The following is a 21,271-nucleotide window of genomic DNA, read 5'->3' on the forward strand; positions in this document are numbered from 1 at the left end:
ATTACAGAGATTGCGGCGGTACGCGCGGAGCGTCCCCGGCGAGCACGAACACCTCCGCCGCGAGCGGCTCGACCAGCCCGTCCTCGACCAGCCCGGCCAGCGCTCGCGCCCGTTGCACGTCGTCGTTCCACACCAGATCGAGGCGCTGCCGCGGGACCGGGCCGGTGGCGTGCCGCAACACCTCCAGCAGCAGCCCGCGCACCTGACGGTCGGTTCCCGCGTACCGCTGCGGCTTGCGGCTCGGCCCCTCCAGCGCGGGCGAGCCGCTGAGCCGCCAGGCGCAGACCGCCTCGAACGGGCACTCGGGGCAGCGAGGCGAGCGGGCCACACAGACCAGGGCGCCCAGCTCCATGAACGCGATGCTGGCCCGCGCCGCCCGGGCCGGCTCCTCGGGCAGCAGGTCGGCCATGGCGACCAGGTCGGCCGCGGTGGTGGACGGACCCGCGTCGGGCTTGCCCTCGACGGCCCGGGACACCACGCGGCGGACGTTCGTGTCGACCACGGGGTGGCGCTGGCCGTACGCGAAGGTCGCCACCGCCCGGCCGGTGTAGGTGCCGACGCCCGGCAGCGCCAGCAGCTGCTCGAGGTCGGAGGGCACCTCACCGCCGTGCCGCTCGACCATCGCCACCGCGCAGGCGTGCAGCCGCATCGCCCGGCGGGGATAGCCGAGCCGGCCCCACATGCGGATCGCCTCGGACGGCGGGTCGGCGGCGAGGTCGGCGGGGGTGGGCCAGCGGGTCATCCAGGAGCGCCAGGCGGGCTCCACGCGTACGACCGGGGTCTGTTGAAGCATCACCTCGCTCACCAGGACCCCCCAGGGAGTGGTGTCGGGCTGCCGCCAGGGCAGATCGCGGGCGTTGTGGTCGAACCACGTGATGGCGTCATCGGCGAGAGTCATGGCAGGTCTTACTGTAAGCAGGTGCATGAGCTCGCCATCACCGTCATCGGTCCCGACCGGACCGGCATCGTCGCCGACGTGGCCGAGGCCCTGGCCGGCGTCGGGGCCAACCTGACCGACTCCACCATGACCCGCCTGCGCGGCCACTTCACGATGACCCTGATCTGCACGGGTCCCGCCGTGGACGAGGCGAGCGCCGCGCTGTCCTCCCTCGGCGACGTGGTCACCTCCGTGCGGTCGGTCGCCCCCGAGTTTGACAAATCGGACGGCGGTGATCCGTACGTCGTGAGTGTGCACGGCGCCGACCGGCTCGGCATCGTGTCCGCGGTGACCCGCGTGGTCGCCGCCGCGGGCGGAAACATCACCGATTTGAGTACGCGGCTGACCGGCGCCCTCTACGTGCTGATCGCCGAAGTGGACCTGCCGGCCGGCGTCTCCGACGAACTCGCCGAGCAGCTGGCGGTGGCCGCGGCCGAACTGGGCGTCGAGGTGACCCTGCGCCGCGCCGAGTCGGAGATCCTGTGACCGCGCCCGTGGCATGGGACGGGCCGCAGGGCAACGTCCTCCCGGTGGTCACCGCCCCGGCGACGGTGCTGAGCACGGTCGGCGACGAGGTCGACCCGGCCGACCCGGCGGTCGTGCAGCTCGCGGCCGACCTGGTCGCCACCATGCGGGTCTCGCCCGGGTGCGTCGGCCTGGCCGCGACCCAGGTCGGCGTGGGCGCCCAGATCTTCGCCGTCGACGTCACCGGCCACCCCAAGGCGGCCACCACGCACGGCACGTTCGTCCTCTGCAACGCCAAGATCATCGAGGCCAGCCGGTGGAAGGCCGGCCGCGAGGGCTGCATGTCCGTTCCCGACCTGACCGGCGACGTGAAACGGGCCGGCCGGATCGTGGTGTCGGCGGCCCTGCCCGGCAGCGGCGAGCCGGTCGAGATCACCACCGACGCGTTCGAGGCGCGGGCCCTGCAGCACGAGATCGATCACTGCGCCGGAAAGTTGTTCCTCGATCGGGTCGCCGGCGCGCACGCGATCTACCAGCGCAAGGTCTACTTGTAGCGATTTTTGCGAGTCGTTGTCGCATACGCCCCGGCGCGTCGCGTCCTCCCTCGCGGGCGCGCGGGTTTAACGTGTGCCCATCATGCGAGCGACGGTTGGTCCCCTTCCATCCGCCGTCTATTGGCGGCGTCGTGCGGTCGTGCTGGGCGCAGTGCTGCTCGGCATCATCGTGCTGTTCGTATCCTGCACCGGTGGCGGCGACGACGACTCCCGGAAGGGCCAGAGTCCGACGTCGGCCTCGACGCAGCTGCCCAGCTCCGAGCCGGAATCGCCCGGCCCGTCCTTCCTCGACGGTGTGCCTGGCGGCACCAACCCCTCCCTGCCCGCGCCCGGCGACCTGCAGACCCAGCCGCCCGGCAACGACGGTTCACAGGCGACGCTGCCTCCCACCGGCGGCACCGGAACCGGCACCGGCACCGGCACGGGAACAGGCACCGGAACGGGCACGGGCGCCAACCCGGGCACGGCGACCGGCCAGAACAACAACGTCAACGTCCCGGCCGACGGCTCCTGCGCCGACGGTGAGCTGGCCGTGACGCCGGTGCCGGCCTCGACCAACCTCAAGCGCGGCGCGCCCGTCCAGATAGAGCTCAAGGTCAAGAACGTCAGCCAGCGGACCTGCGCGCGCGATGTCGGCGCCGACCCGCAAGAGCTCTACATCGACCAGGGCGCCCACAAGTACTGGTCGTCCGACACGTGCAGCAACGCCAAGGGCGGCGACGTGCGCCAGCTGCCGGCCGGGCAGGAACTGACGTACAAGGTGACCTGGAACGGCCGCCAGTCGAGCACCTGCACCGGTGGCTCGCCGGCCGGCCCGAACCCGCCGCCCGGCCAGTTCGAGCTGCGGGCCCGCCTCGGCACCCTGGTCAGCAACCCGGTCACGCTGACCATCACGCAGTAGGTGGTCGCCGCCCTCGAGCTGTACCTGGACGTCGACGCCACCCGCCGGGTACGCACCCTGTGGCGCGCGTTGGAGGCCGAGGGCATCCCGACGATGGCCTCCCTGCTGCAACAGAAGCATCGCCCGCACGTGTCGCTGGCCGCCGCCCGCACTCTGGCCCCGGCGGCCGTGGCCGAAGCCCTGGACGGTCTGCCGGTCGGGCGCGGGCTGACCCTCGACCTCGACTTCGTCGGCCAGTTCGTCGGACGGGTGCTGTGGCTCGGTGTCACGCCGACGGCCGAGCTGCTGGACCACCATCGCCGGGTGCACGAGCGCCTGGACCAGGCCGGGGTCGAGGTGTGGGACCTCTACCGGCCGGGCCGCTGGGTGCCCCACTGCACGGTCTCGATGCGCGTGCCCAACCCGCACATGGCCACCGCCGTCCGGCGCTGCCTCGAAATCCTTCCGGTACGCGCGACGGTCACCGGCGCCGCCGTCACCGACCACGCCAACGACATCGACGAGCCCCTGCCGTTCTGAGCGACCGCGTCGGCGGCTGCAGTTTTTGCCGTAGCGTCGGCGCGCTGCTGCTGTCCGCGCGGCTTGCGATGGGCGGAGTCACCGCCGCTCGTATCAGCGGAACCCGGTGACCGACAGCAGGACGTAGCCGATCACGGTCAGCGGCAGGGCGTAGAGCAGGACCAGCCCTTGCCGCCGCCACGAGCGGCCGGCCAGCGGAATGAGCACCACACCGAGGAAGACCAGCACGGCCATGACGCCGATCTGGTCGGAGCCGTCGTACGACGGATCACCGACCCGCCGGGCGTTGATCACCGCCTCCGCGAACAGGACGGCGACGGGAACCGCCACGGCCACGGCCTGCCACCGCCCCGGCGTGCGAGCGAACACTCCGGCCGCGCCGAACACCAGCCCGGCGATGACGCCGAAGCCCATCCAGACGAATGCGTTCGTGTTGTAGAGGTTCGACCAGTCATCGTTCTGGATCAGCGCGGCCGCCAGGTAGTAGCTGGGCCCGGCGACGACCAGGCAGACGACCGCTGCCGCCAGGCTGACCGGCAGCGACCACCAGAAGCGCCAGGTGAGCAGGAACGCCACGACCGCCCAGACGGCCATCGAGTTGCCCAGCTCCCCGAACGGCGAGGGCACGTACTTGATCCAGACGAAGTCCAGCACCCCCAGCAACAGACCCGCCAGAGGCGCCACCCAGACCACGTTCCGATTCCCCGCCATGGCAGTTGATCTTAAGAATGTCCGCCCGTCTCCCACATCGAACCCAGGACAGACCAAGCCACCGGGCGATCAACCCAAAGGTGGACCCGGTGCCGGACGGAGCGGAAGCGGTCCGGCGCGAAGGACAGTCGCATGCTTGCTAACCAACCGGTTGGATTGCCGACCCGGCGGCGCAGCGCACGAGCTCGGCCGCGCGCTCGCGCAGCCAACCAACCAATTGGATTGCCGCCCGGGCGGCGCAGCGCAGCGCAAATGGGGGGCCGCCTGCTGGCGCAGCCAACCAACCGGTTGGATTGCCGACCGGGCGGCGCAGCGCAGCGCAAATGGGTGGGCCGCATGCTGGCGCAGCCAACAACCGGTTGGATTGCCGACCGGGCGGCGCGACGCGAAGATGGTCCGCACGCTCGCGCGGCCAACCAACCGGTTGGATCGCCGACCGGGCGGCGCGGCGGGGCGGGTTTGGTGGAGCGGTGCAACAGCGCGCGCGGTCAGACCGCAGCCGGCTGCGTCCGAACGGCGCGCAGCGTGCGGGGGAGGACAACTACGAGAGCCACGGCCAAGGCGCTGATCACCGCTTGGCCGATCCGCCCCGGCGTCACGCCGCCCGCATGGTCGACCACGTAGTTGGCGTAGCCGTTGGCCAATGCGTCAGTGATCAGGATGAACGCCCCCAGCACCAACCCCGCGGCCGGTCTGAACAGCAGAAGCACGACCGCCGCCGCGTCGAGCGCCGTGAGCGACACGAAATAGACCGCCAGCCAGCCCGGCATCGTGGGATATGGGTCGAGCCCGCCCACCGCCAGCTGCACGACATGAGCGCCCGTGCCGTAGGCGAAGACCACCAGCGCCGCCGTCATCACCACCGGGGCCGGGCCGGCCCAGGGCAGCCTCAGACGTACCGTTCCAGGATGGACGCCTCGGCCAGGCGGGACAGGCCCTCGCGGACGCCCCGGGCCCGCGCGTCGCCGACGCCGTCGACGGCCTGCAGGTCTTCGACCGTGGCGCCCAGCAGGCGCTGCAGGCTGCCGAAGTGGTCGACCAGGCGGTCGACGATCTGGGTGGGCAGGCGCGGCACCTTGGCCAGCAGGCGGAAGCCGCGCGGGGAGACGGCCGCGTCGAGCGAGTCGCTGGCGCCGGGATAGCCGATCGCCTTGGCCACGGCCACCAGGTCGATCATCTCGGTCGCGGTGAGCAGGTCGAGTTCGACCAGCGCCTCGTCCAGCGTGCGGGCCTTGCGGCCGGTGGGCAGATAGTCGCGAATGACCAGCGTGCGGTCGGAGTCGACGCCGGCCATCAACTCGTCGAGCTGGAGGGCCAGCAGGCGGCCGTCGGTGCCCAGCTCGACCACGTAGCCGGAGATCTCGTCGGCGATGCGGCGCACCATCTCGAGCCGCTGCACGACCGCGACGGCGTCACGCACAGTCACCAGGTCTTCGATCTCGAGCGCCGACAAAGTGCCGGAGACCTCGTCGAGCCGCAGCTTGTACCGCTCGAGGGTGGCCAGGGCCTGGTTGGCCCGGGACAGGATGGCGGCCGAGTCGTCGAGGACGTGGCGCTGCCCGTTCACGTACAGGCCGATGATGTGCATCGACTGGCTCACCGAGATGACCGGGAAGCCGGACTGCTTGGCCACCCGCTCGGCCGTGCGGTGGCGGGTGCCGGACTCTTCGGACGGGATCGCCGGGTCGGGCATGAGGTGGACGGCGGCCCGCACGATGCGGGTGCCGTCGCTCGACATGACCACGGCGCCGTCCATCTTGCACAGCTCACGCAGCCTGGTCGCGGAGAATTCGACGTCGAGCGGGAAGCCGCCGGTGCAGATGCTCTCGACGACGGCGTCGTGCCCGAGCACGATCAGCGCGCCGGTGCGCCCGCGCAGGATGCGTTCCAGCCCGTCGCGCAGCGCCGTTCCGGGCGCCATCAGGGCCAGATTGGCGCGGAGCGGATCGGCGCTCACCCCGCCGCCCGTGAGACCGGGACCGGCGCCGGTGGCTGCCGGACGGTGCACCGACCCGTTGACGCCGGGTCGTGGCGTCGGGCTGGCGGCGGCGGGTTTGGAACCATCGCGGTCGAGCGGCACCTGGACATTCTACGGACTGTCATCCACAGCAACGAGCCGTGGTTCGATGAATGCTCCGTAGCGTGATGAAACGTCACCGTCGGTCACCGCCGGAGGCGGCCGACGCCCGGGCCGCGGACTGCAGCGCCGAGCGCAGATCGCTCACTTCGATCACCTCGATGCCACGCGGAGCTTCGGGGGCGCAGCCGGGCGGCACGAGGGCCACCTTGAAGCCGAGCCGGGCCGCCTCGGCCAGCCGCCGGCCCACGGCGCCGACCCGCCGGATCTCGCCGGTGAGGCCGACCTCGCCGATCGCCACCAGGTGGGGCGCCATCGCCAGGTCGAGACCGCCGGAGGCCACGGCCAGCGCCATCGCGAGGTCGGCCGACGGCTCGATCAGCCGGATGCCGCCCACCGTGGCCGCGAAGACCTCACGGTTGTAGAGCTTGAGCTGCTTGGTGCGGCGTTCGAGCACGGCCAGCACCATGGCCAGCCGGGCGCTGTCGAGGCCCGACACCGTACGCCGGGGGGAACCTTGCACCTCGGCCCCGATCAGGGCCTGCACCTCGGTGACCAGCGCGCGCCGGCCTTCCATGGCCACGGTCACGCAGGTGCCCGGCACGGGCTCGTTGTAGCGGGTCAAGAAAAGGCCGGACGGGTCGGGCAGGCTGGCGATGCCGCTCTCGTTCATCTCGAAGCAGCCCACCTCGTCGGCCGCGCCGTACCGATTCTTCACGCCGCGCACCAGGCGTAGCGAGGAGTGCTTGTCGCCCTCGAAGTGCAGCACGACGTCGACCAGGTGCTCGAGGACGCGAGGGCCGGCGACCTGACCGTCCTTGGTGACGTGACCCACCAGCACGGTGGCGATGCCCCGCTCTTTGGCCACGCCGACCAGCGCCGCGGTGACCGCCCGGACCTGGGTGACGCCGCCCGAGACGCCCTCGGTGCCAGGGGCCGAGATCGTCTGCACCGAGTCGACGATCAGCAGGCCGGGCTTGACCGCGTCAAGGTGGCCCAGCACGGCGCCGAGATCGCTCTCGGAGGCCAGGTAGAGCTGGTCGTGCAGGGCGCCCAGACGCTCGGCCCGCAGGCGCACCTGGCTCACCGATTCTTCGCCGCTGACCACCAGGGACGGGGTGCCGGCGCCGGCCGCCCACTGCTGAGCCACATCGAGCAGCAGAGTGGACTTGCCCACACCGGGCTCGCCGGCCAGCAGCACCACCGCGCCCGGCACCAGGCCACCGCCCAGCACGCGGTCGAGTTCGCCCACATTGGTCGGCACGGCCTTGGCCGGGGCGGCACTGATCTGGGCGATGGGACGGGCCGGTTCGGCCGGCAGGCGGGAGCTGACGACCCGGCCGGCGCCGAGCGGAGTGCTCACCGTGGACTCGATGACCGAGCCCCACTCGCCGCACTCGGGGCAGCGGCCCAGCCACTTGGGCGGCTGGTGGCCGCAGGCGTCACAGACGTAGGCGGGGCGGGCGGCCTTGGCCGCCGTGCGGGACGATGTCACCCCGCAAAGCTAGCGGGGCGGTACGACATCTTTACTCGTTCTCCTCGCTGTCCACCGGCGCGCGGGAGGCCGGGGAAAGCGGGATGGCTACGGGGGCCAGCACCTCGAGCGGCTGCGAGTAGCCGCTGATCTCGAAGACCAGGCTCAGCGAGTTGCCGGGCTTGAGCTCGTCGCTCAGGGCGGCCGCGACCAGCTTCTGGTCGTCGTCGGGCAGGAACGTCGCGCTGCTCAGGGCCGGGATGGTGATGCGGGCCGGCTGCAGGGTAGCGGCGGCCGGAGCCGACGTCGGGGCGTTGCTGGGCTCGCTCGGCCGGCCCGACGGGTCGGGGATGCTGCCGGCCTGGTTGGGGTCGCCGGGTTGGGCCGACGAGCCGGACGGGCCGCCCGACGGCTCGGGGTTCGCGCTCGGCGACGCGGCGGCGGAGCCACCGGAGAGGCCGATCTGGCGGGCCGACACGACGCCCTCGGTCTCGTTCTGCAGCGGCTTGCTGCTGATCAGGATGGTGACCGGCTCGGTGGTCTGGTTGTACAGGCCGACCTCGATCGGGGCGTCGCCGTTGGCCGGGTAGCCCTCGGGGTCGCTGTAGATGACCTGGAGGTTGCGGATCTGCACGCGGCCGTCGGGGCTCTGCGTGCTCAGGCCCGAGACCGGCGCCTGCAGCAGGGCCGTCTCGGCGACCTGGCCGGCCGAGCAGGCGCCCAGCGCCAGCACGGCGACCGTCGCGGCACCCGCGGCCAGCGCCACGCGACGGGTTCCCAGCGAGCGCATCACGATCCTCCAAGCAGAGCTCGATACCTCGAACACGCTCAGCCTAGAGGTCGGCGATCGAGCGCGTGCGGCGACCCGTCCAATCACACCACCCGGCCGCTGAAGATGAGCAGCAGAACGTCGATGAGGGCGACCACGATCACGGCCCGGAACATGGCGACTCCGCGTCCCCGTGCGCGCGTGGTGGCGTACCACCCGAAAGGAAGGACCACGACGGCGGCCGCGGCGCCCGCCCAGCCGGCCCACGACGGCGGCCCGGGCGGCCCGAAGACCAGCGTGAGGGTGGCGCTCAGCAGAAGCAGCGCGGCCGCGACGGTGGAACCGGTGGCGCCGAGGCGGTGCGGAAGACCCCGTACGCCCGTGGCCGCGTCATCCGCGAGATCGGGCAGCACGTTCGCGAAGTGGGCCCCCGCCCCCAGCAGCGCTCCCGCCGCGACCAGCCACGCGGGCGGGGCCGGTCGGCCCGGCAACGCCACCACGACGAACGCCGGCAGCAGCCCGAACGCCACGATGTAGGGCACCACCGACAGCGCGGTCGACTTCAGCGGCCAGTCGTAGAGCAGCGCGAACACGCCCACCAGCGTGATCAGGATCGTCGGCCACAGCCCGAACGGCAGCCCCAGCAGCGGAATGGCCAGCGCGGCAACGAGCCCGGCGATGCCGACCGTACGCCGGGAGACCGCCCCCGAGGCGACCGGCTTGTCCGTCCGCCCGGTGACCCGGTCGCGGTCGGCGTCGAGCCAGTCGTTGACCCAGCCCACGGCCAGCTGGGTCGCCCCCACGGCCAGGAAGACGCCCAGGATCGACCAGCCCCGGTGACCGACCCCGATCGCCAGCAGAGTCATCGCCACGGTGACGGCCCCGCCGGGCTCCGGATGAGACGACTTGATCACTGCCAGCGCTCGGGACATGCGAGCAGTGTGGCGGGTGTGCCGTTGTCATGCCACGCTCGATCACATGCCGTCGATGCCGCGTAACGATCCGCGTCAGTACGACGACCTGGCCGGCGAGTGGTGGCGTCCCGGCGGCCACTTCGAACTGCTGCACTGGCTGGCCGCGGCCCGCGCGCGGCTGATCCCGCCGGCCGGTTCGGCCGGGGCCGTGCTCGTCGACGCCGGCTGCGGCGGCGGCCTGCTCGCGCCGCACGTGGCCGGAAAGGGTTACCGGCACATCGGGGTCGATCTGCGCTCGGTGGGGCTGAGCCAGGCGGCCGCCCGCGGCGTCGAACCGGTGCGCGGCGACGTGACGGCGCTGCCGCTGGCCACCGCCTCGGCCGACGTGGTGGCCGCCGGTGAGATCCTCGAGCACGTCACCGACCTGCCGGGCACCGTGGCCGAGCTGTGCCGGGTGCTCAAGCCGGGCGGCCTGTTGGTGCTCGACACCGTCAATGACAACCCGCTCAGCCGGTTCGTCACGGTCACGCTGGGCGAGCTGATCGGTCTGGCCCCGGTCGGGCTGCACGATCCGGCGCTGTTCGTCGACCCGCGCCGGCTGGCCGCGGAGTGCGCTTCCCATGGCGTACGGCTGGAAGTGCGCGGCGCCCGGCCGAGTGTTCCCGGGTTGATCCGCTGGCTGAGCCCGGGCGTGCAGCCCAACGGCCGGCCCCTCGGCAGCATCGTCCCCACCCGTTCCACCGCCGTGCTCTATCAGGGGCGCGGCCGCAAATCAGAGGAGCCCGCATGACCACGGAAGCCCGTCGGCTGGCGCCCCGGTTCGCGGCCCGTGCCGCCGCGCACGACCGGGACGGCAGCTTTCCCGCCGACGACTTCGCCGACCTGCGGGACGCGGGCCTGTTCGGGCTGATGGTGCCGGAAAGACTCGGCGGGCGGGGCGCCAGCTTCGCCCAGTACGCCGCGACCGCGTACGAGCTGGCCCGGGGCAACGGCGCGACCGCGCTGATCTTCAACATGCACGCCTCGGTGACCGGCGCCCTGGCCGGCGTCACCGACGAACTGGCCGACGCCCTGGGCCTGCCGCCCGAGGCGCTCGCGGCCCGGGACGACGCGCTGCGGGCGGCGGCCGAGGGCAAGTGGTACGCGGTGGCCATGAGCGAACGCGGCGCCGGCTCCCGGCTGTCGCAGCTCAGCACCTCGTACGAGGCGGTCGACGGGGGCTTCCACATCCGTGGGTCCAAGACGTTCTGCTCCGGGGCCGGGCACGCCGACGCCTATCTGGTCGCGGCGCGCAGCCTCGCCGACCCCTCCCAGGTCTCGCAGTTCCTCGTGCCCGCCGGCGAGGGCCTGCGGGTCGAACCCACGTGGGACGCGCTCGGCATGCGGGCCACCGGCTCTCACGACCTGCACGTCGACGTCACCGTGCCGGCCGGCGCGCTGCTGGGCGGGGTCGAGGGCCTGGCCCTGGTGGTGGCCCAGCTCGCCCCGCACTGGATGGTGGCCAGTTACGCCGCCGTGTACGTCGGGGTGGCCCGGGCCGCCGTGGACGCGGCGGTCGAGCACGTCAACGAGCGCAAGCTCGGCCACCTGCCGGCCATCCGGTCGCGGATCGGCCGGGCCGACGCCGCCGTCGCCGCCGCCCACCTGGCTGTTCTGGAGGCCGCCCGCCGGGTCGACGAGCAGCCCGGCGAGGCCGAGACGAACCGCTGGGTGTGGCGGGCCAAGCTGCTCGCCGGCACCACCGCGGCCGAGGTCGCCGCGTCGATGCTCGAGGCGGCCGGCACGTCGGCGATGCGCCGCGGCCACGCGCTGGAAAGGCTCTACCGGGACGCGAGAGCCGGATCACTACAGCCGGCGACCAGTGATGTGTGTGCGGACTGGCTCGGGGTAGACGCTCTTGGCGGCGACGCGGACTCGGAGGGCTCGGCACCGCGCTGGTGACAGGTTTCCACTTTTGGCAGGGGCGGCGGGGTTCAGGCCGGGGAGGCACAAATGAATCGCAACGCGACCATCGCAGGGCTGGGGACAGCGCTGCCGCCGCCTGCCGTGCAGGACGAGCTGTGGGAAGGCTTCTTCGCGCAGCACTACACCGACGCCAAGCGCGCGCTGGCCAAGCGGATCTTCACGAACTCCGGGGTGCGCACCCGGCAGGCGGCGGTCAGCCCGCTGATCGAGGACGTCTCGGAGTGGACCACCGAGCAGCGGATGCGCCGCTACCAGGTCGAGGCGGTGCCGCTGGGCAAAGAGGCGGTCGGCCGGGCGCTGACCGACGCCGGGATCCGGGCCGACGAGCTGGGGTTGTTCGCGGTCTGCTCGTGCACCGGGTACGCCACCCCGGGGCTGGACATTCTGCTCGCCCGTGACCTGGGCATGTCGCCGTCCGTGCAGCGGCTCTTCGTCGGGCACATGGGCTGCTACGCGGCGCTGCCCGGGCTGGGCACGGCGGCCGACTACGTGGTGGCCCGGGAACGCCCGGCCCTGCTGCTGTGCGCCGAGCTGACCAGCCTGCACCTGCAGCCGGCCAGCACCCGCACGGATCTGCAGCAGATCGTGTCGCACGCGTTGTTCTCGGACGCGGCCGCCGCGGTCGTCCTGACTCCCGAGGGTCCCGGGTACGCCGTACGGGATGTAGCCGCAGTCACCGACACCACCACGGCCGACCACATGACGTGGGAGGTGACCGACCTCGGCTTCCGGATGGGTCTGTCGCCGCGGGTGCCGGCCGTGCTCGAACTGCACGTCCGCAAGCTCGTCGACGACCTGCTGGGCCGGCACGGTCTGAGCATCGGCGACGTGGACGGCTGGGCGGTCCACCCCGGCGGTCCCAAGATCCTCGACGTGGTCCAGCAACAACTCGGTCTCGACGACGAGGCAATGGCCCCTTCGCGGGGTGTGCTTTCTTCGTACGGGAATTGCTCCTCACCCACCGTCCTGCTGGCGCTGGACGCGCTGCGCAGCCGCCCGATCCCGCCCCGCCGGGTGGTGATGCTGGCCTTCGGCCCGGGGCTCACGCTCTACGGAACGCTGCTCGAGGCCTCTACAGTCACAGCGTGACGGGTGAGCGGGCGCGAGGCGCCGTCCTGTACGCGACGGCCGGTCTGGTCGTCGCGGGCGGCGGCGTCTGGTGGTTCCTGTCGGCGCCCCCCGAACGCGGCAACGCCCAGATCAACGAGTGGCGGGCGGCGGTCGAACGCGAACTGCCCGACACCAGGAGCCAGGCCGACGCGGCCACGGCCGTGCTCGGGGCCGGAGCCGACCAGTCCTTCGAGGCGTCGGTCGAGACAGGCGAGTACCGGGTGTCGCTGATCTGCCGGGGCGGTCCCGAGACTGTCGTACGGGTCAGCCTGAGCCAGTACGGGCGGGATTCCGGGCTGGGGCTGCAGTGCTCCGACCAGCGCCCGCCCAACACCTTCAAGGTCGGCCTGGGCGACGTGGTGCGCCTGAACGTCGTGGTTAGCGACGACGGCCCGGTGGTGTTCCGCTACTCCGTCGAGCGCGTCTTCGACTGAGCTTTCAGCGCCTCAGAGCCGGGCCAGGTCGGACTTGAAGTCGTCGACCGACAGCGTGCGCGGGATGACCCGGACGATGTTGGTGCCGTGGTCGACCAGGACGGCGGCGGCCGTGGTGTCGGGGGCTTCCAGGCGCAGATGAGTGCGCAGGCTGCCGGCCGGATCGTTCAGCATGCGCACGGTCTTGCCGTTCGCCTGGGGCGTGGCGCCGGTGGGCGGGGTGCCCGCGGCCGACGCGGACGCGGTCGCCGCGGACACCGTGATCACGGCGATCTCGGGCCCGACGGCGTCGATCGTGTCGGAAATGAGCGCCGTGCAGGCGCAGCCGTCGACGAGCAGGATGACAGCCGGTAGCCGGCCCCGCAGCGGCACCATCTGACCGTCGGAGGCCACCAGCTCGAGCGCGGGCAGGGTGGACGCCCGCTCGGGCGTGGTGGAGGCCGTGCGCTGGGCGGCCGGCTGACGCGGCGGCCCGGGCCAGGCCGAAGCGAACAGGCTGGCCACGGTGACCAGCACGGCCAGCGAGATGATCAGCACCGGAGCGCGCAGCGTGGTGGCGGCGAAACGGCGCAGCCGGCGGACCGCGGGGCGGCGCAGCAGGCGTTGCCAGCGATTGGGCGGACCGGACAGCCGAAGCTCGGCCCGGATGGCGTCGACCTCGTCGGACAGCTCGGAAAGATCGTCCGGGATGACGATGACGCCCCACTCTTCGGGCAGGTCGGGCAGGTCGTCGGGCGAACCGCCATCCGACGACCATCCGCCGTTGTCGCTCGCACCAGCCATGACACACCCTCCCCCCAGGCCGACCAGTCGTTCTTCGGTCGGGGACCTCGAACCCCAGCCTTCCTCACGCGAGGCTCGACCGCCAGTAGTGCGCGCTTCCGGACCTTAGCGATAAGCTTGACCACACAAACGCCGTAGGTGCGAAATATCCGACTCCATCGGGAATGCCGTCACCAAGCCGTCACCGTGAGTTACTGAGGCAGCTCCGGGCGCTTCTGTCAAGCCGCAGAAACGCCCATCACAGGGCCTCTGAGCTGCACTAACAGTCACCGGCTGGGCGGGACATAGCTGCCTGAGCGTGTTACCCTAGACACAGCGAAAGGGGCTTCGAACCTATGGTTTTCAGTGTCGGCGAGACCGTTGTTTACCCCCACCACGGGGCCGCACTCATCGAGGCAATCGAAACAAGGGTCATCAAGGGCGAGGAAAAGCAGTATCTCGTGCTGCGAGTCGCTCAGGGCGATCTGACCGTGCGGGTGCCCGCTGAGAACGCCGAGATCGTCGGCGTGCGCGAAGTGGTTGGCGAGGAAGGCCTGGGCAAGGTCTTCGACGTCCTCCGCGCTCCGCACACCGAGGAGCCGACGAACTGGTCGCGGCGTTACAAGGCCAATCTCGAAAAGCTCGCTTCCGGTAACCCCCTCAAGGTTGCCGAGGTTGTTCGTGACCTCTGGCGTCGTGAGCGTGAGCGCGGCCTCTCGGCCGGCGAGAAGCGCATGCTCGCCAAGGCTCGCGACATCCTTGTCGGTGAGGTCGCTCTGGCGGAAAAGAGCACCAAGGACGAGGCCGAGGTTCTCCTCGACAAGGTCCTCACCGAGGCCTGATCAACACCCCCACCTCGAACAACAGGACCGCGACGTGACCGCGAAGCTCAATGCCCGCGGTGACGTCGCGGTCCTGGTTCCGGCGGCGGGTGCCGGCCTGCGGCTCGGCCCGGGCGGGCCCAAAGCGTTGCGCCTGCTCGCTGGTGAGCCGCTGCTCGTCCATGCGGTTCGCCGGGTGGCGGCCTCCCCGTCGGTCCATCTGATCGTGGTCGCCGCTCCCGCGACCGAGGTCGAGGCGGTGCGTTCTCTGTTGGCGCCGGTCGCGCCGGTCACCGTGGTGGCCGGCGGGGCCGAACGTCAGGAATCCGTCGCCCGGGCCCTGGCCGTCGTGCCGCCCGAGGTCGGCATCGTGCTCGTCCACGACGCCGCGCGCGCCCTCACCCCACCCGACGTGATCGAGTCGGTGGCGGCAGCCGTGCGCGGAGGCCTTCCGGCGGTCATCCCGGTGCTGCCCGTGGTCGACACCATCAAAGAGGTCGCGCCCGACGAAACCGTGCTGGGCACGGTCGACCGGTCGGTGCTGCGCAGCGTGCAGACCCCGCAGGGCTTCCGCCACAACGTGCTGGCCGAGGCCCACGCCGCCGCGGCCGACCCCCTCACCGACGACGCCGGCCTGGTCGAAAAGGCCGGCCTCCCCGTCACCTGCGTCCCGGGTTCCGAGCTGGCCATGAAGATCACCCGGCCGCTCGACCTGATCCTCGCCGAGGCCCTGCTCAAGCTTCCCTGAAGCCCGTTCGGCTCGAGAGCCTGTGGACAAGTTCTCTGGGCCGGCCGGTGGGCCTGTGGATGGCGCCCTTCGTTCGAGCGAGATTTCGCCTACTCTCCGCCCATGCCCTTGGGTGGGTGGGGGAGGCGGTGGCACACCGGAAGATCGAAAAGCGGGTCAGTAGCCTGGCTGGGTGATCAATCAGCGGGTCGGGATCGGGACTGATGTGCACGCCTTCGAGGCGGGGCGGGCCTGCTGGGTGGCTGGGCTGCTGTGGCCGGGCGAAGTGGGGCTGGCTGGGCATTCGGACGCCGATGTGGCTGCGCATGCTGCTTGCGATGCGCTTTTCGGGGCGTCGGGGCTGGGTGATCTCGGCAGCAACTTCGGCACGTCGCGGCCGGAGTGGGCGGGGGCGTCGGGGGTTGCGCTGCTGACCGAGACGGCTCGGCTGGTGCGGGCGGCGTCGTTCGAGATCGTGAACGTGTCGATCCAGGTGATCGGCAACCATCCCAAGATTGGTAAGCGGCGGGCCGAGGCGCAGGAAGTGCTGTCGGGCGCGGTCGGAGCGCCGGTCACGGTTTCCGGCACGACCACCGACGGGCTCGGGCTGACCGGCCGCGGCGAGGGCCTGGCCGCCACCGCCATCGCCCTGATCGCCCAAGCCTGAGCCGGGCCGAAGGCTGATCGCCCGAGCTTGAGCCGGGCCGAAGGCTGAGCGCCCAAACCTGAGACGGCCCGTGCCGGCCGCGGGCTTCGCGGCGGCGTCGCCCTGATCGTCCGCGTTTGCGGGGGCGGGAATGAAGCATCGGGTATCGGAGCAAGCCCCGGACCGCGGCGTTTCGTGGTACCGCCTACGCTCGAAGTGTGGCCGCGCCCCTGGAACCAGAGACCACCCCTGAGGAGTACCGCCAGCGTGCGCTGCTGCTCGCTGATCTTGGACGGTACGACGAGGCGGCGCAGGAGGTGGCGGCCGGCCTGACCGGCGCGCCCGAGGAACCGAGCCTGCTGGCCACTCTGGCCCGCATCCACCTGGCCGCCGAGCAGCCGGGGGAGGCGTTGCGGGCGGCCGACAAGGCGGTGGCGGCCGGGCCCGAGACGATCACCAACTTGGTCGTACGGGCCATGGCTCTCTCGGACAACCAGCGGTACGGCGACGCGGCCCGGGTCGCCAACGACATCCTGCGGCAGTGGCCGGCCGACGCCTACGCCCAGCGCACCGGGGCCGCCCTGCTCAGCGAGTCGCGGAACGGGCAGGAAGCGCTCAACGCCGCCTGGAACGCCGTCCGGGTGGCGCCCGACGAGGCCGAGGCTCACCTGGTTCTGGCGGTCGTGGCGGCTCGGCTCCGGCTCTTCGACCTGGCCCAACGGGCGTACGCGCAAGCTCTTGACCTGGATTCGGCGATCGGCGACGCCCAGCACGACATGGGCATCGTCCGGTTCGAGCGGCGGCGCTGGGCCAAGGCGCTCGAGTCGCTGGCCGACGAGGCGGCGCTGCCCGCCCAGACCGAGCCGGAACCGCGCGAAGATCAGGCGGGGGACTATCCCGAGCCGTTCCCGCGGGCCTATCAGGCGCCCGACCGGCCCGAACCGGAAGAGAAGCCCAAGCGCGGTTCGGGCAGCTGGACCGAGGAGCCCGTGATCAGCCGGCCGTCGGGTCCGGTGCTCGATCCTTCGGAGTCGTCGACCGAGGCCGTGCGGCGGGGTGTGCTGTACGGCGCCAACGCGGCCCTGATCACCGGGGTCATGGCCGGGTTCATGACGCTGACCAGCGAGGGCATCTCGCGGGTGTGGGCCGGACTGGTCGGGGTGCTGATCGTGCTCGGCGTGCTGGTCGCGTTGAAGCGGATGGTGCCCGAGCCGCTGGGGACCGCCCTGGGCCGGTTGCGGGCGCACAACCGGCCGCTGGCCGGCGCCACCTACATCGGTTTCGTCGCGCCGCTCGTCATGCTGGTCTACGCGCTGGTCGGCGGCGTCGTCTCACTCGTCGCCGCCATGGTCCTGGCCGCCATCGCCGAACTGTTGATCATCAGCCGCCGATAAGACCCGTCAGCTGACGATGAAGCCGATGGACGTGAGCGGCCGCGAAAGCGCAGCTCGCAACTTGGCCTCGACGTCGACCGGCGTACGGCCCAAAGCGTCCAGAGCCAATAACGCAGCCCCGGTGATCGGCGGATCCTCCGGCACGGAGATTTCCACCAGCGGAGCCTGTCGCCGAGCCCCCTCCACCACCTGACTGTGCAGCTGCGGGTGACGCGCCCTCAGCACGCTGCCGCCCAGCACCAGCGCGTGCGGCCGGTCGAGCAACCCCAGCCGCCCTGCCGCGACGCGATGCTGCCCCAGGATCTCCGCCGCCTGCCGCGTGATCAACGCGCCCGCCACCTCGTCCCCCGTGGCCGCCGCCACCTCGAACAGCAGGTGTGACAGCTGCGGAATCTCTTCCCGCGGGAGCTCGCCGAGATGCAGTCCGATGGAAACTTCCTCCACAGTGGCCCGCTCGAAATGTCCGGCCACCGCGGCACTCAACGCCGTCGGCTTCCCGCGCCCGTCCTCGCCCCGAGCGGCCAGCCGCAGCGTGTGGTCGGCCAGGTCGTGCCCGCCACCCCAGTCCCCGGAGATCGGGCCCAGAGCAACAAACCGCGCCGTACGCCCATCGGCTGCCCGCCCCACGCAGTTGTTCCCCGCCCCGCAGACCACGGTGACCGCGTCCGGCATCGACGTGCCCGATCGAAGCAAAGCGAAGCAGTCGTTGTCGACAATGGTGCGCTTCGCCCAGGCTTGCGCCGACAGTGCCTCCTGCAACGCCGCCACCTCAGCCGGCAGATCCGCGCCGGCCAGATACGCGGCGACCACGTCGATCACCTGGTCCGGTGCCAGCCCGGCCTGCGCGCGGGCCGCCTGAACCAGCTGGTCAAGCACCGTGACCGCGCCGGCCAAGCCGATGTTGTGCGGCGACGACGTACTCCCGCGAACCGACGCCAGCACCTCGCCGTCGTCGGTCCCGAGCACCACGTCGGTCTTGGAGTTGCCGCCGTCGATGGCCAGATAGAGCGCTCTCATCGCGCCCACGCGAGATGAGAGCGGCCACTGGCAATCAAGCGGTCGGTCAGCAGCGAGGCCTTGTCGTGCTGGCCGACGAGCGGGTGCGCGAGCAGCGCGTGGTACACCCTTTCTCGCCCGCCCCGAAGGGCGGCGTCCAGCGCCAGTTCCTCGTACCCCCAAACGTGCGCGACCAGACCGGCCAGGTCGGGTGGCAGGGGGTTGAGCGGCAGCACCTCGGGACCCTTCGTCGTGGCCCGCGCCGAGACCTCGATGACCGCGTCGTCCGGCAGAAACGGCAAAGTTCCTTCATTGCGTACGTTGACCGAGTGCACACCCTGGTCGTCGAACCCGTGCAGCGACGCGATGAGCCCGACCGCCGCCTCGGAGTAGTAGGCGCCACCCCGCTCGCCCAGCAGAGCCGGCTTTTCGACCAGCGCCACATCGCGGTACATCTCGAGCAGTGTCGCCTCGATCTCGGCCACCCGCTGCCCGCGCGTCGGCCCGTTCATCAGCTCGCGGACGTGCCGGTCGTGGGCGTAGAAGTACGACAGGTAGTACGAGGGAACGTTGCCCAGCGTGCGCAGCACCTGCTCCGGCAGGTCGACCTCGGCCGCCAGCTCCGAGAGGTGCGCATCGAGCAGACCGGGCAGCCGGTCGACGCCGTCCACAAAGGCCGCCCGCTCCCACGTCAGGTGGTTGAGGCCGACGTGTTCCAGGGTGACCGCCGACGGCTCCACCCCCAGGTGGGCGGCGAAGCGGCGCTGGAAGCCGATCGCCACGTTGCACAGCCCGACCGCCCGGTGGCCGGCGTCGAGCAGCGCGCGGGTGACGATGCCGACCGGGTTGGTGAAGTCGACGATCCAGGCGCCCGGCTTGGCCCGCTGCCTGATCCGCGACGCGACGTCGAGCACCACCGGCACCGTACGCAAGGCCTTGGCCAAGCCGCCGGCGCCGGTCGTTTCCTGACCCACGCAGCCGCATTCCAGCGGGAACGTCTCGTCGCCGATCCGGGCCTGCTGACCGCCGACCCGCAGCTGGATGACGGCCACGTCGGCGTCGGTCACGCCGGCGTCCAGGTCGCTGGTCCACCAGATCTTGGCCGGGTGCCCGTACTGCCGCAGGATGCGGGCCGAGAACGCACCCACCACCTCGAGCCGGTCGGCCGCCGGGTCGATCAGCACCAGCTCGGTGACCATCGACCCGAGCCGGGCGAACCCGTCGACCAGCTCCGGCGTGTAGGTGGATCCGCCACCGATGACAGCGATTTTCAACCCTTGAATCCCGTCAGTGTGATGCCCTGGACGAAGGCCCGCTGGGCGAAGAAGAAGATGACGATGAGCGGGGCCATGGCCAGCACCGTGGCCGCCGTGACGAGGTTCCAGTCGACGTGGTGGACACTGTGGAACGACGCCAGCCCGAGCGACAGTGTCCACGAGTTCTCGTTCTCGCTGGTGTAGAGCAGCGGGCCGTAATAGTCGTTCCAGCAGTAGAAGAACTGGAACAGCCCGGCCGCCGCGATTCCCGGGCGAGCCATCGGCAGCACGACCCTCAGCAACGTACGCCATTCGCCGCAGCCGTCGACCCGGGCCGCATCGAGGTATTCGCTCGGGATGGTCAGCAGGAACTGGCGCAGCAGGAAGATGCAGAACGCGTCGCCGAACAGCGCCGGGATGATCAGCGGCCACAGCGACCCGGTCAGGCCGGCGTTGGCCCACATCAGGTACAGCGGCACGGTGACCACCTGCGGCGGCAGCATCATCACGCAGATCACCAGCAGGAACAGCGCGTTGCTGCCGCGGAACTTCAACTTCGCCAGCGCGTACGCGGCAGGAACGCTCGACAGCAACACCAGCACAGTCGACGACACCGCGTAGACCACCGTGTTGAGCAGGTAGTGCGGCAGCGGGGTCACCTCGAAGACCCGGATGTAGTTCTCGGGGTGCCACGAGTTGGGCCAGTAGTCGGCGGTCAGCGCCTGGTCGCTGGTCATCAGCGAGAGCAGCACCAGGTAGACCACCGGCGTCACGAACATGACGCCCAGCGCGATCGCGATGCTGTGCTTGGCGATCCAGGCCAGCCGCCGCTGCCGCTTGATCTTCCGATCGGGCGGCGGCGCGGTCAGCACCGAGGGCGCGTCGAGGACGGCCGTCACGATTCCTCCCCACTGAATGCCTTGGCCCGGCGCAGCAGGATCAGCGTGACCCCCAGCGCGACCACGAAGAGCCCGATGGCCAGCGCGTTCGCGTAGCCGAGGGCGCTGTACCGGAAGCCGACGGTGTAGAGCCAGAGCGGGTACGTGAACGTCGAGCCCTCGGGGAAGCCGAAGTTCGACGAGATCCCGCCGCCGACGGTGGCCTGCCCGCTGGCGATCGAGCCGGCCACCGCGGCCTGGTCGAAGTACTGCAACGTGTAGATCACGCCGGTGACCGCCGCGAACAGCACCACCGGCCGGATCGTCGGCAGCGTGATCGACCGGAAGCGCTGCCAGGCGTTGGCGCCGTCCAGCGACGCGGCCTCGTAGAGGCTCGACGGCACGCCCAGCACGGCGGCCAGGAAGATCACCATCAGGTCGCCGATGGCCCAGAGGCCGAGCAGCACCAGCGACGGCTTGGCCCAGGCGGGCGAGTTGAACCAGAGCGGGCCCTCGATGCCGATCGCCGACAGGAAGTGGTTGACCGGTCCCGTACCCGGCTTGAGCAGGTAGACGAACGCGATGGTGGCGGCCACCGGCGGCACCAGAGCGGGCAGATAGAACAACGTACGGAAGAAGCCGGCACCCCGCCGCAGCTGAGTGAGCAGCATCGACAGGCCGATCGCCCCGATGATCCGCACCGGGACGAACACCACCACCATCCACAGTGTGTTGCGGATCGACTGCAGCAGGAACGGGTCGTCGGCCATCCGCCGGTAGTTGTCCAGCCCCACCCACTCCGGGACCGAGAGCAGGTCGAACTTCGTGAACGAGAAGTAGACCGCCGAACCCAGGGGGTACAGGAAGAACACCGCGATGCCGATCAGCGCCGGAGCCAGGAACGACAGCGTCGTCGCACCTTTTCTCACCCGTACGCCCATGGGTTTGGCACTCATGTCGG

At 71.2% G+C, this 21,271-nt stretch carries 24 protein-coding genes; 12 read left to right on the forward strand and 12 right to left on the reverse strand.

The window, feature by feature from the left end; all coding sequences use genetic code 11:
* Window position 1: 1 nt before the first annotated feature.
* On the reverse strand, window positions 2-898 hold the full coding sequence (locus tag OWR29_RS31810) for an HhH-GPD family protein (RefSeq protein ID WP_267567066.1): 897 nt from the start codon (window positions 896-898) through the stop codon (window positions 2-4).
* 21 nt (window positions 899-919) lie between these two features.
* Here OWR29_RS31810 and OWR29_RS31815 point away from each other — a divergent pair, with 21 nt between their 5' ends.
* The 4 genes from OWR29_RS31815 to OWR29_RS31830 all read left to right on the forward strand — a co-directional run bounded on the left by OWR29_RS31815 (window position 920) and on the right by OWR29_RS31830 (window position 3,376).
* A complete protein-coding gene (locus tag OWR29_RS31815; RefSeq protein WP_267567067.1) occupies window positions 920-1,423 on the forward strand; it encodes a glycine cleavage system transcriptional repressor in 504 nt (167 codons plus the stop codon).
* Complete coding sequence (gene def, locus OWR29_RS31820; RefSeq protein WP_267567068.1) at window positions 1,420-1,956, forward strand: peptide deformylase; 537 nt, start codon at window positions 1,420-1,422, stop codon at window positions 1,954-1,956. The genes OWR29_RS31815 and def overlap by 4 nt, the downstream gene beginning before the upstream one ends.
* Window positions 1,957-2,038: 82 nt before the next feature.
* Complete coding sequence (locus OWR29_RS31825) at window positions 2,039-2,857, forward strand: adhesin (RefSeq protein ID WP_267567069.1); 819 nt, start codon at window positions 2,039-2,041, stop codon at window positions 2,855-2,857.
* A complete protein-coding gene (locus OWR29_RS31830; protein ID WP_267567070.1) occupies window positions 2,858-3,376 on the forward strand; it encodes a 2'-5' RNA ligase family protein in 519 nt (172 codons plus the stop codon).
* A 93-nt stretch (window positions 3,377-3,469) separates the two neighbouring features.
* Here OWR29_RS31830 and OWR29_RS31835 read toward each other — a convergent pair whose 3' ends face one another.
* The 6 genes from OWR29_RS31835 to OWR29_RS31860 all read right to left on the reverse strand — a co-directional run bounded on the left by OWR29_RS31835 (window position 3,470) and on the right by OWR29_RS31860 (window position 9,339).
* Window positions 3,470-4,087: a DUF6518 family protein gene (locus OWR29_RS31835; RefSeq protein ID WP_267567071.1), complete on the reverse strand. Its 618-nt coding sequence runs from the start codon at window positions 4,085-4,087 to the stop codon at window positions 3,470-3,472.
* A gap of 488 nt (window positions 4,088-4,575) precedes the next feature.
* Window positions 4,576-4,944, reverse strand: a complete 369-nt coding sequence (locus OWR29_RS31840; RefSeq protein ID WP_267567072.1) for a hypothetical protein — start codon at window positions 4,942-4,944, stop codon at window positions 4,576-4,578.
* A gap of 32 nt (window positions 4,945-4,976) precedes the next feature.
* On the reverse strand, window positions 4,977-6,167 hold the full coding sequence (gene disA, locus OWR29_RS31845; protein WP_267567073.1) for a DNA integrity scanning diadenylate cyclase DisA: 1,191 nt from the start codon (window positions 6,165-6,167) through the stop codon (window positions 4,977-4,979).
* A 73-nt stretch (window positions 6,168-6,240) separates the two neighbouring features.
* Window positions 6,241-7,659, reverse strand: a complete 1,419-nt coding sequence (gene radA, locus OWR29_RS31850) for a DNA repair protein RadA (protein ID WP_267567074.1) — start codon at window positions 7,657-7,659, stop codon at window positions 6,241-6,243.
* Between the two features lie 31 nt (window positions 7,660-7,690).
* Window positions 7,691-8,428, reverse strand: coding sequence for a hypothetical protein (locus tag OWR29_RS31855; RefSeq protein ID WP_267567075.1), 738 nt, complete (start codon window positions 8,426-8,428; stop codon window positions 7,691-7,693).
* An 83-nt stretch (window positions 8,429-8,511) separates the two neighbouring features.
* The gene (locus OWR29_RS31860; RefSeq protein ID WP_267567076.1) at window positions 8,512-9,339 is read right to left on the reverse strand and encodes a UbiA family prenyltransferase; all 828 of its coding nucleotides are present in this window, start codon (window positions 9,337-9,339) and stop codon (window positions 8,512-8,514) included.
* A 46-nt stretch (window positions 9,340-9,385) separates the two neighbouring features.
* Here OWR29_RS31860 and OWR29_RS31865 point away from each other — a divergent pair, with 46 nt between their 5' ends.
* The 4 genes from OWR29_RS31865 to OWR29_RS31880 are packed head-to-tail and all read left to right on the forward strand — an operon-like array spanning window position 9,386 to window position 12,830.
* The gene (locus tag OWR29_RS31865) at window positions 9,386-10,111 is read left to right on the forward strand and encodes a methyltransferase domain-containing protein (RefSeq protein WP_267567077.1); all 726 of its coding nucleotides are present in this window, start codon (window positions 9,386-9,388) and stop codon (window positions 10,109-10,111) included.
* The gene (locus OWR29_RS31870) at window positions 10,108-11,262 is read left to right on the forward strand and encodes an acyl-CoA dehydrogenase family protein (protein ID WP_267567078.1); all 1,155 of its coding nucleotides are present in this window, start codon (window positions 10,108-10,110) and stop codon (window positions 11,260-11,262) included. Before OWR29_RS31865 ends, OWR29_RS31870 begins: the two co-directional genes overlap by 4 nt.
* 51 nt (window positions 11,263-11,313) lie before the next feature.
* On the forward strand, window positions 11,314-12,375 hold the full coding sequence (locus OWR29_RS31875; protein WP_267567079.1) for a type III polyketide synthase: 1,062 nt from the start codon (window positions 11,314-11,316) through the stop codon (window positions 12,373-12,375).
* Window positions 12,372-12,830, forward strand: a complete 459-nt coding sequence (locus OWR29_RS31880) for a DUF6023 family protein (RefSeq protein WP_267567080.1) — start codon at window positions 12,372-12,374, stop codon at window positions 12,828-12,830. Before OWR29_RS31875 ends, OWR29_RS31880 begins: the two co-directional genes overlap by 4 nt.
* Window positions 12,831-12,842: 12 nt before the next feature.
* Here OWR29_RS31880 and OWR29_RS31885 read toward each other — a convergent pair whose 3' ends face one another.
* The gene (locus OWR29_RS31885; protein ID WP_267567081.1) at window positions 12,843-13,613 is read right to left on the reverse strand and encodes a hypothetical protein; all 771 of its coding nucleotides are present in this window, start codon (window positions 13,611-13,613) and stop codon (window positions 12,843-12,845) included.
* Between the two features lie 335 nt (window positions 13,614-13,948).
* On the opposite strand from OWR29_RS31885, the gene OWR29_RS31890 reads away from it, so the two are divergent.
* The 4 genes from OWR29_RS31890 to OWR29_RS31905 all read left to right on the forward strand — a co-directional run bounded on the left by OWR29_RS31890 (window position 13,949) and on the right by OWR29_RS31905 (window position 17,180).
* Window positions 13,949-14,434 (forward strand): CarD family transcriptional regulator, encoded by a 486-nt coding sequence (locus OWR29_RS31890; protein ID WP_030443670.1) that lies wholly within the window; start codon window positions 13,949-13,951, stop codon window positions 14,432-14,434.
* Between the two features lie 34 nt (window positions 14,435-14,468).
* Entirely contained in the window at window positions 14,469-15,161 is a 693-nt protein-coding gene (gene ispD, locus OWR29_RS31895; RefSeq protein WP_267567082.1) for a 2-C-methyl-D-erythritol 4-phosphate cytidylyltransferase, read from the forward strand.
* Window positions 15,162-15,333: 172 nt separating this feature from the next.
* Window positions 15,334-15,807, forward strand: a complete 474-nt coding sequence (gene ispF / locus OWR29_RS31900) for a 2-C-methyl-D-erythritol 2,4-cyclodiphosphate synthase (RefSeq protein WP_267567083.1) — start codon at window positions 15,334-15,336, stop codon at window positions 15,805-15,807.
* Window positions 15,808-16,004: 197 nt separating this feature from the next.
* Complete coding sequence (locus tag OWR29_RS31905; RefSeq protein WP_267567084.1) at window positions 16,005-17,180, forward strand: tetratricopeptide repeat protein; 1,176 nt, start codon at window positions 16,005-16,007, stop codon at window positions 17,178-17,180.
* 6 nt (window positions 17,181-17,186) lie between these two features.
* On the opposite strand, the gene OWR29_RS31910 is transcribed toward OWR29_RS31905, so the two are convergent.
* From OWR29_RS31910 to OWR29_RS31925, 4 genes are read right to left on the reverse strand one after another with little or no spacing between them, the layout of a single operon-like run.
* Entirely contained in the window at window positions 17,187-18,197 is a 1,011-nt protein-coding gene (locus OWR29_RS31910) for an N-acetylglucosamine kinase (protein WP_267567085.1), read from the reverse strand.
* Entirely contained in the window at window positions 18,194-19,450 is a 1,257-nt protein-coding gene (locus tag OWR29_RS31915; RefSeq protein WP_267567086.1) for a family 4 glycosyl hydrolase, read from the reverse strand. The genes OWR29_RS31910 and OWR29_RS31915 overlap by 4 nt, the downstream gene beginning before the upstream one ends.
* Entirely contained in the window at window positions 19,447-20,331 is an 885-nt protein-coding gene (locus tag OWR29_RS31920) for a carbohydrate ABC transporter permease (protein WP_267567087.1), read from the reverse strand. The genes OWR29_RS31915 and OWR29_RS31920 overlap by 4 nt, the downstream gene beginning before the upstream one ends.
* The gene (locus OWR29_RS31925) at window positions 20,328-21,266 is read right to left on the reverse strand and encodes a carbohydrate ABC transporter permease (protein WP_267567088.1); all 939 of its coding nucleotides are present in this window, start codon (window positions 21,264-21,266) and stop codon (window positions 20,328-20,330) included. Before OWR29_RS31925 ends, OWR29_RS31920 begins: the two co-directional genes overlap by 4 nt.
* Window positions 21,267-21,271 lie beyond the last annotated feature (5 nt).

The organism is Paractinoplanes pyxinae (assembly GCF_026626335.1).
In the GTDB taxonomy this organism is placed as follows: Bacteria; Actinomycetota; Actinomycetes; order Mycobacteriales; family Micromonosporaceae; genus Actinoplanes; species Actinoplanes pyxinae.

What these genes read in the sequence shown, in the direction of transcription:
- OWR29_RS31810 (WP_267567066.1), bottom strand. Translation starts at nt 898, where the DNA reads ATGACTCTCGCCGATGACGCCATCACGTGGTTCGACCACAACGCCCGC.
- OWR29_RS31825 (WP_267567069.1), top strand. Translation starts at nt 2,039, where the DNA reads ATGCGAGCGACGGTTGGTCCCCTTCCATCCGCCGTCTATTGGCGGCGT.
- OWR29_RS31835 (WP_267567071.1), bottom strand. Translation starts at nt 4,087, where the DNA reads ATGGCGGGGAATCGGAACGTGGTCTGGGTGGCGCCTCTGGCGGGTCTG.
- OWR29_RS31840 (WP_267567072.1), bottom strand. Translation starts at nt 4,944, where the DNA reads ATGACGGCGGCGCTGGTGGTCTTCGCCTACGGCACGGGCGCTCATGTC.
- OWR29_RS31855 (WP_267567075.1), bottom strand. Translation starts at nt 8,428, where the DNA reads ATGCGCTCGCTGGGAACCCGTCGCGTGGCGCTGGCCGCGGGTGCCGCG.
- OWR29_RS31860 (WP_267567076.1), bottom strand. Translation starts at nt 9,339, where the DNA reads ATGTCCCGAGCGCTGGCAGTGATCAAGTCGTCTCATCCGGAGCCCGGC.
- OWR29_RS31865 (WP_267567077.1), top strand. Translation starts at nt 9,386, where the DNA reads ATGCCGTCGATGCCGCGTAACGATCCGCGTCAGTACGACGACCTGGCC.
- OWR29_RS31870 (WP_267567078.1), top strand. Translation starts at nt 10,108, where the DNA reads ATGACCACGGAAGCCCGTCGGCTGGCGCCCCGGTTCGCGGCCCGTGCC.
- OWR29_RS31875 (WP_267567079.1), top strand. Translation starts at nt 11,314, where the DNA reads ATGAATCGCAACGCGACCATCGCAGGGCTGGGGACAGCGCTGCCGCCG.
- OWR29_RS31885 (WP_267567081.1), bottom strand. Translation starts at nt 13,613, where the DNA reads ATGGCTGGTGCGAGCGACAACGGCGGATGGTCGTCGGATGGCGGTTCG.
- OWR29_RS31890 (WP_030443670.1), top strand. Translation starts at nt 13,949, where the DNA reads ATGGTTTTCAGTGTCGGCGAGACCGTTGTTTACCCCCACCACGGGGCC.
- OWR29_RS31910 (WP_267567085.1), bottom strand. Translation starts at nt 18,197, where the DNA reads ATGAGAGCGCTCTATCTGGCCATCGACGGCGGCAACTCCAAGACCGAC.
- OWR29_RS31925 (WP_267567088.1), bottom strand. Translation starts at nt 21,266, where the DNA reads ATGAGTGCCAAACCCATGGGCGTACGGGTGAGAAAAGGTGCGACGACG.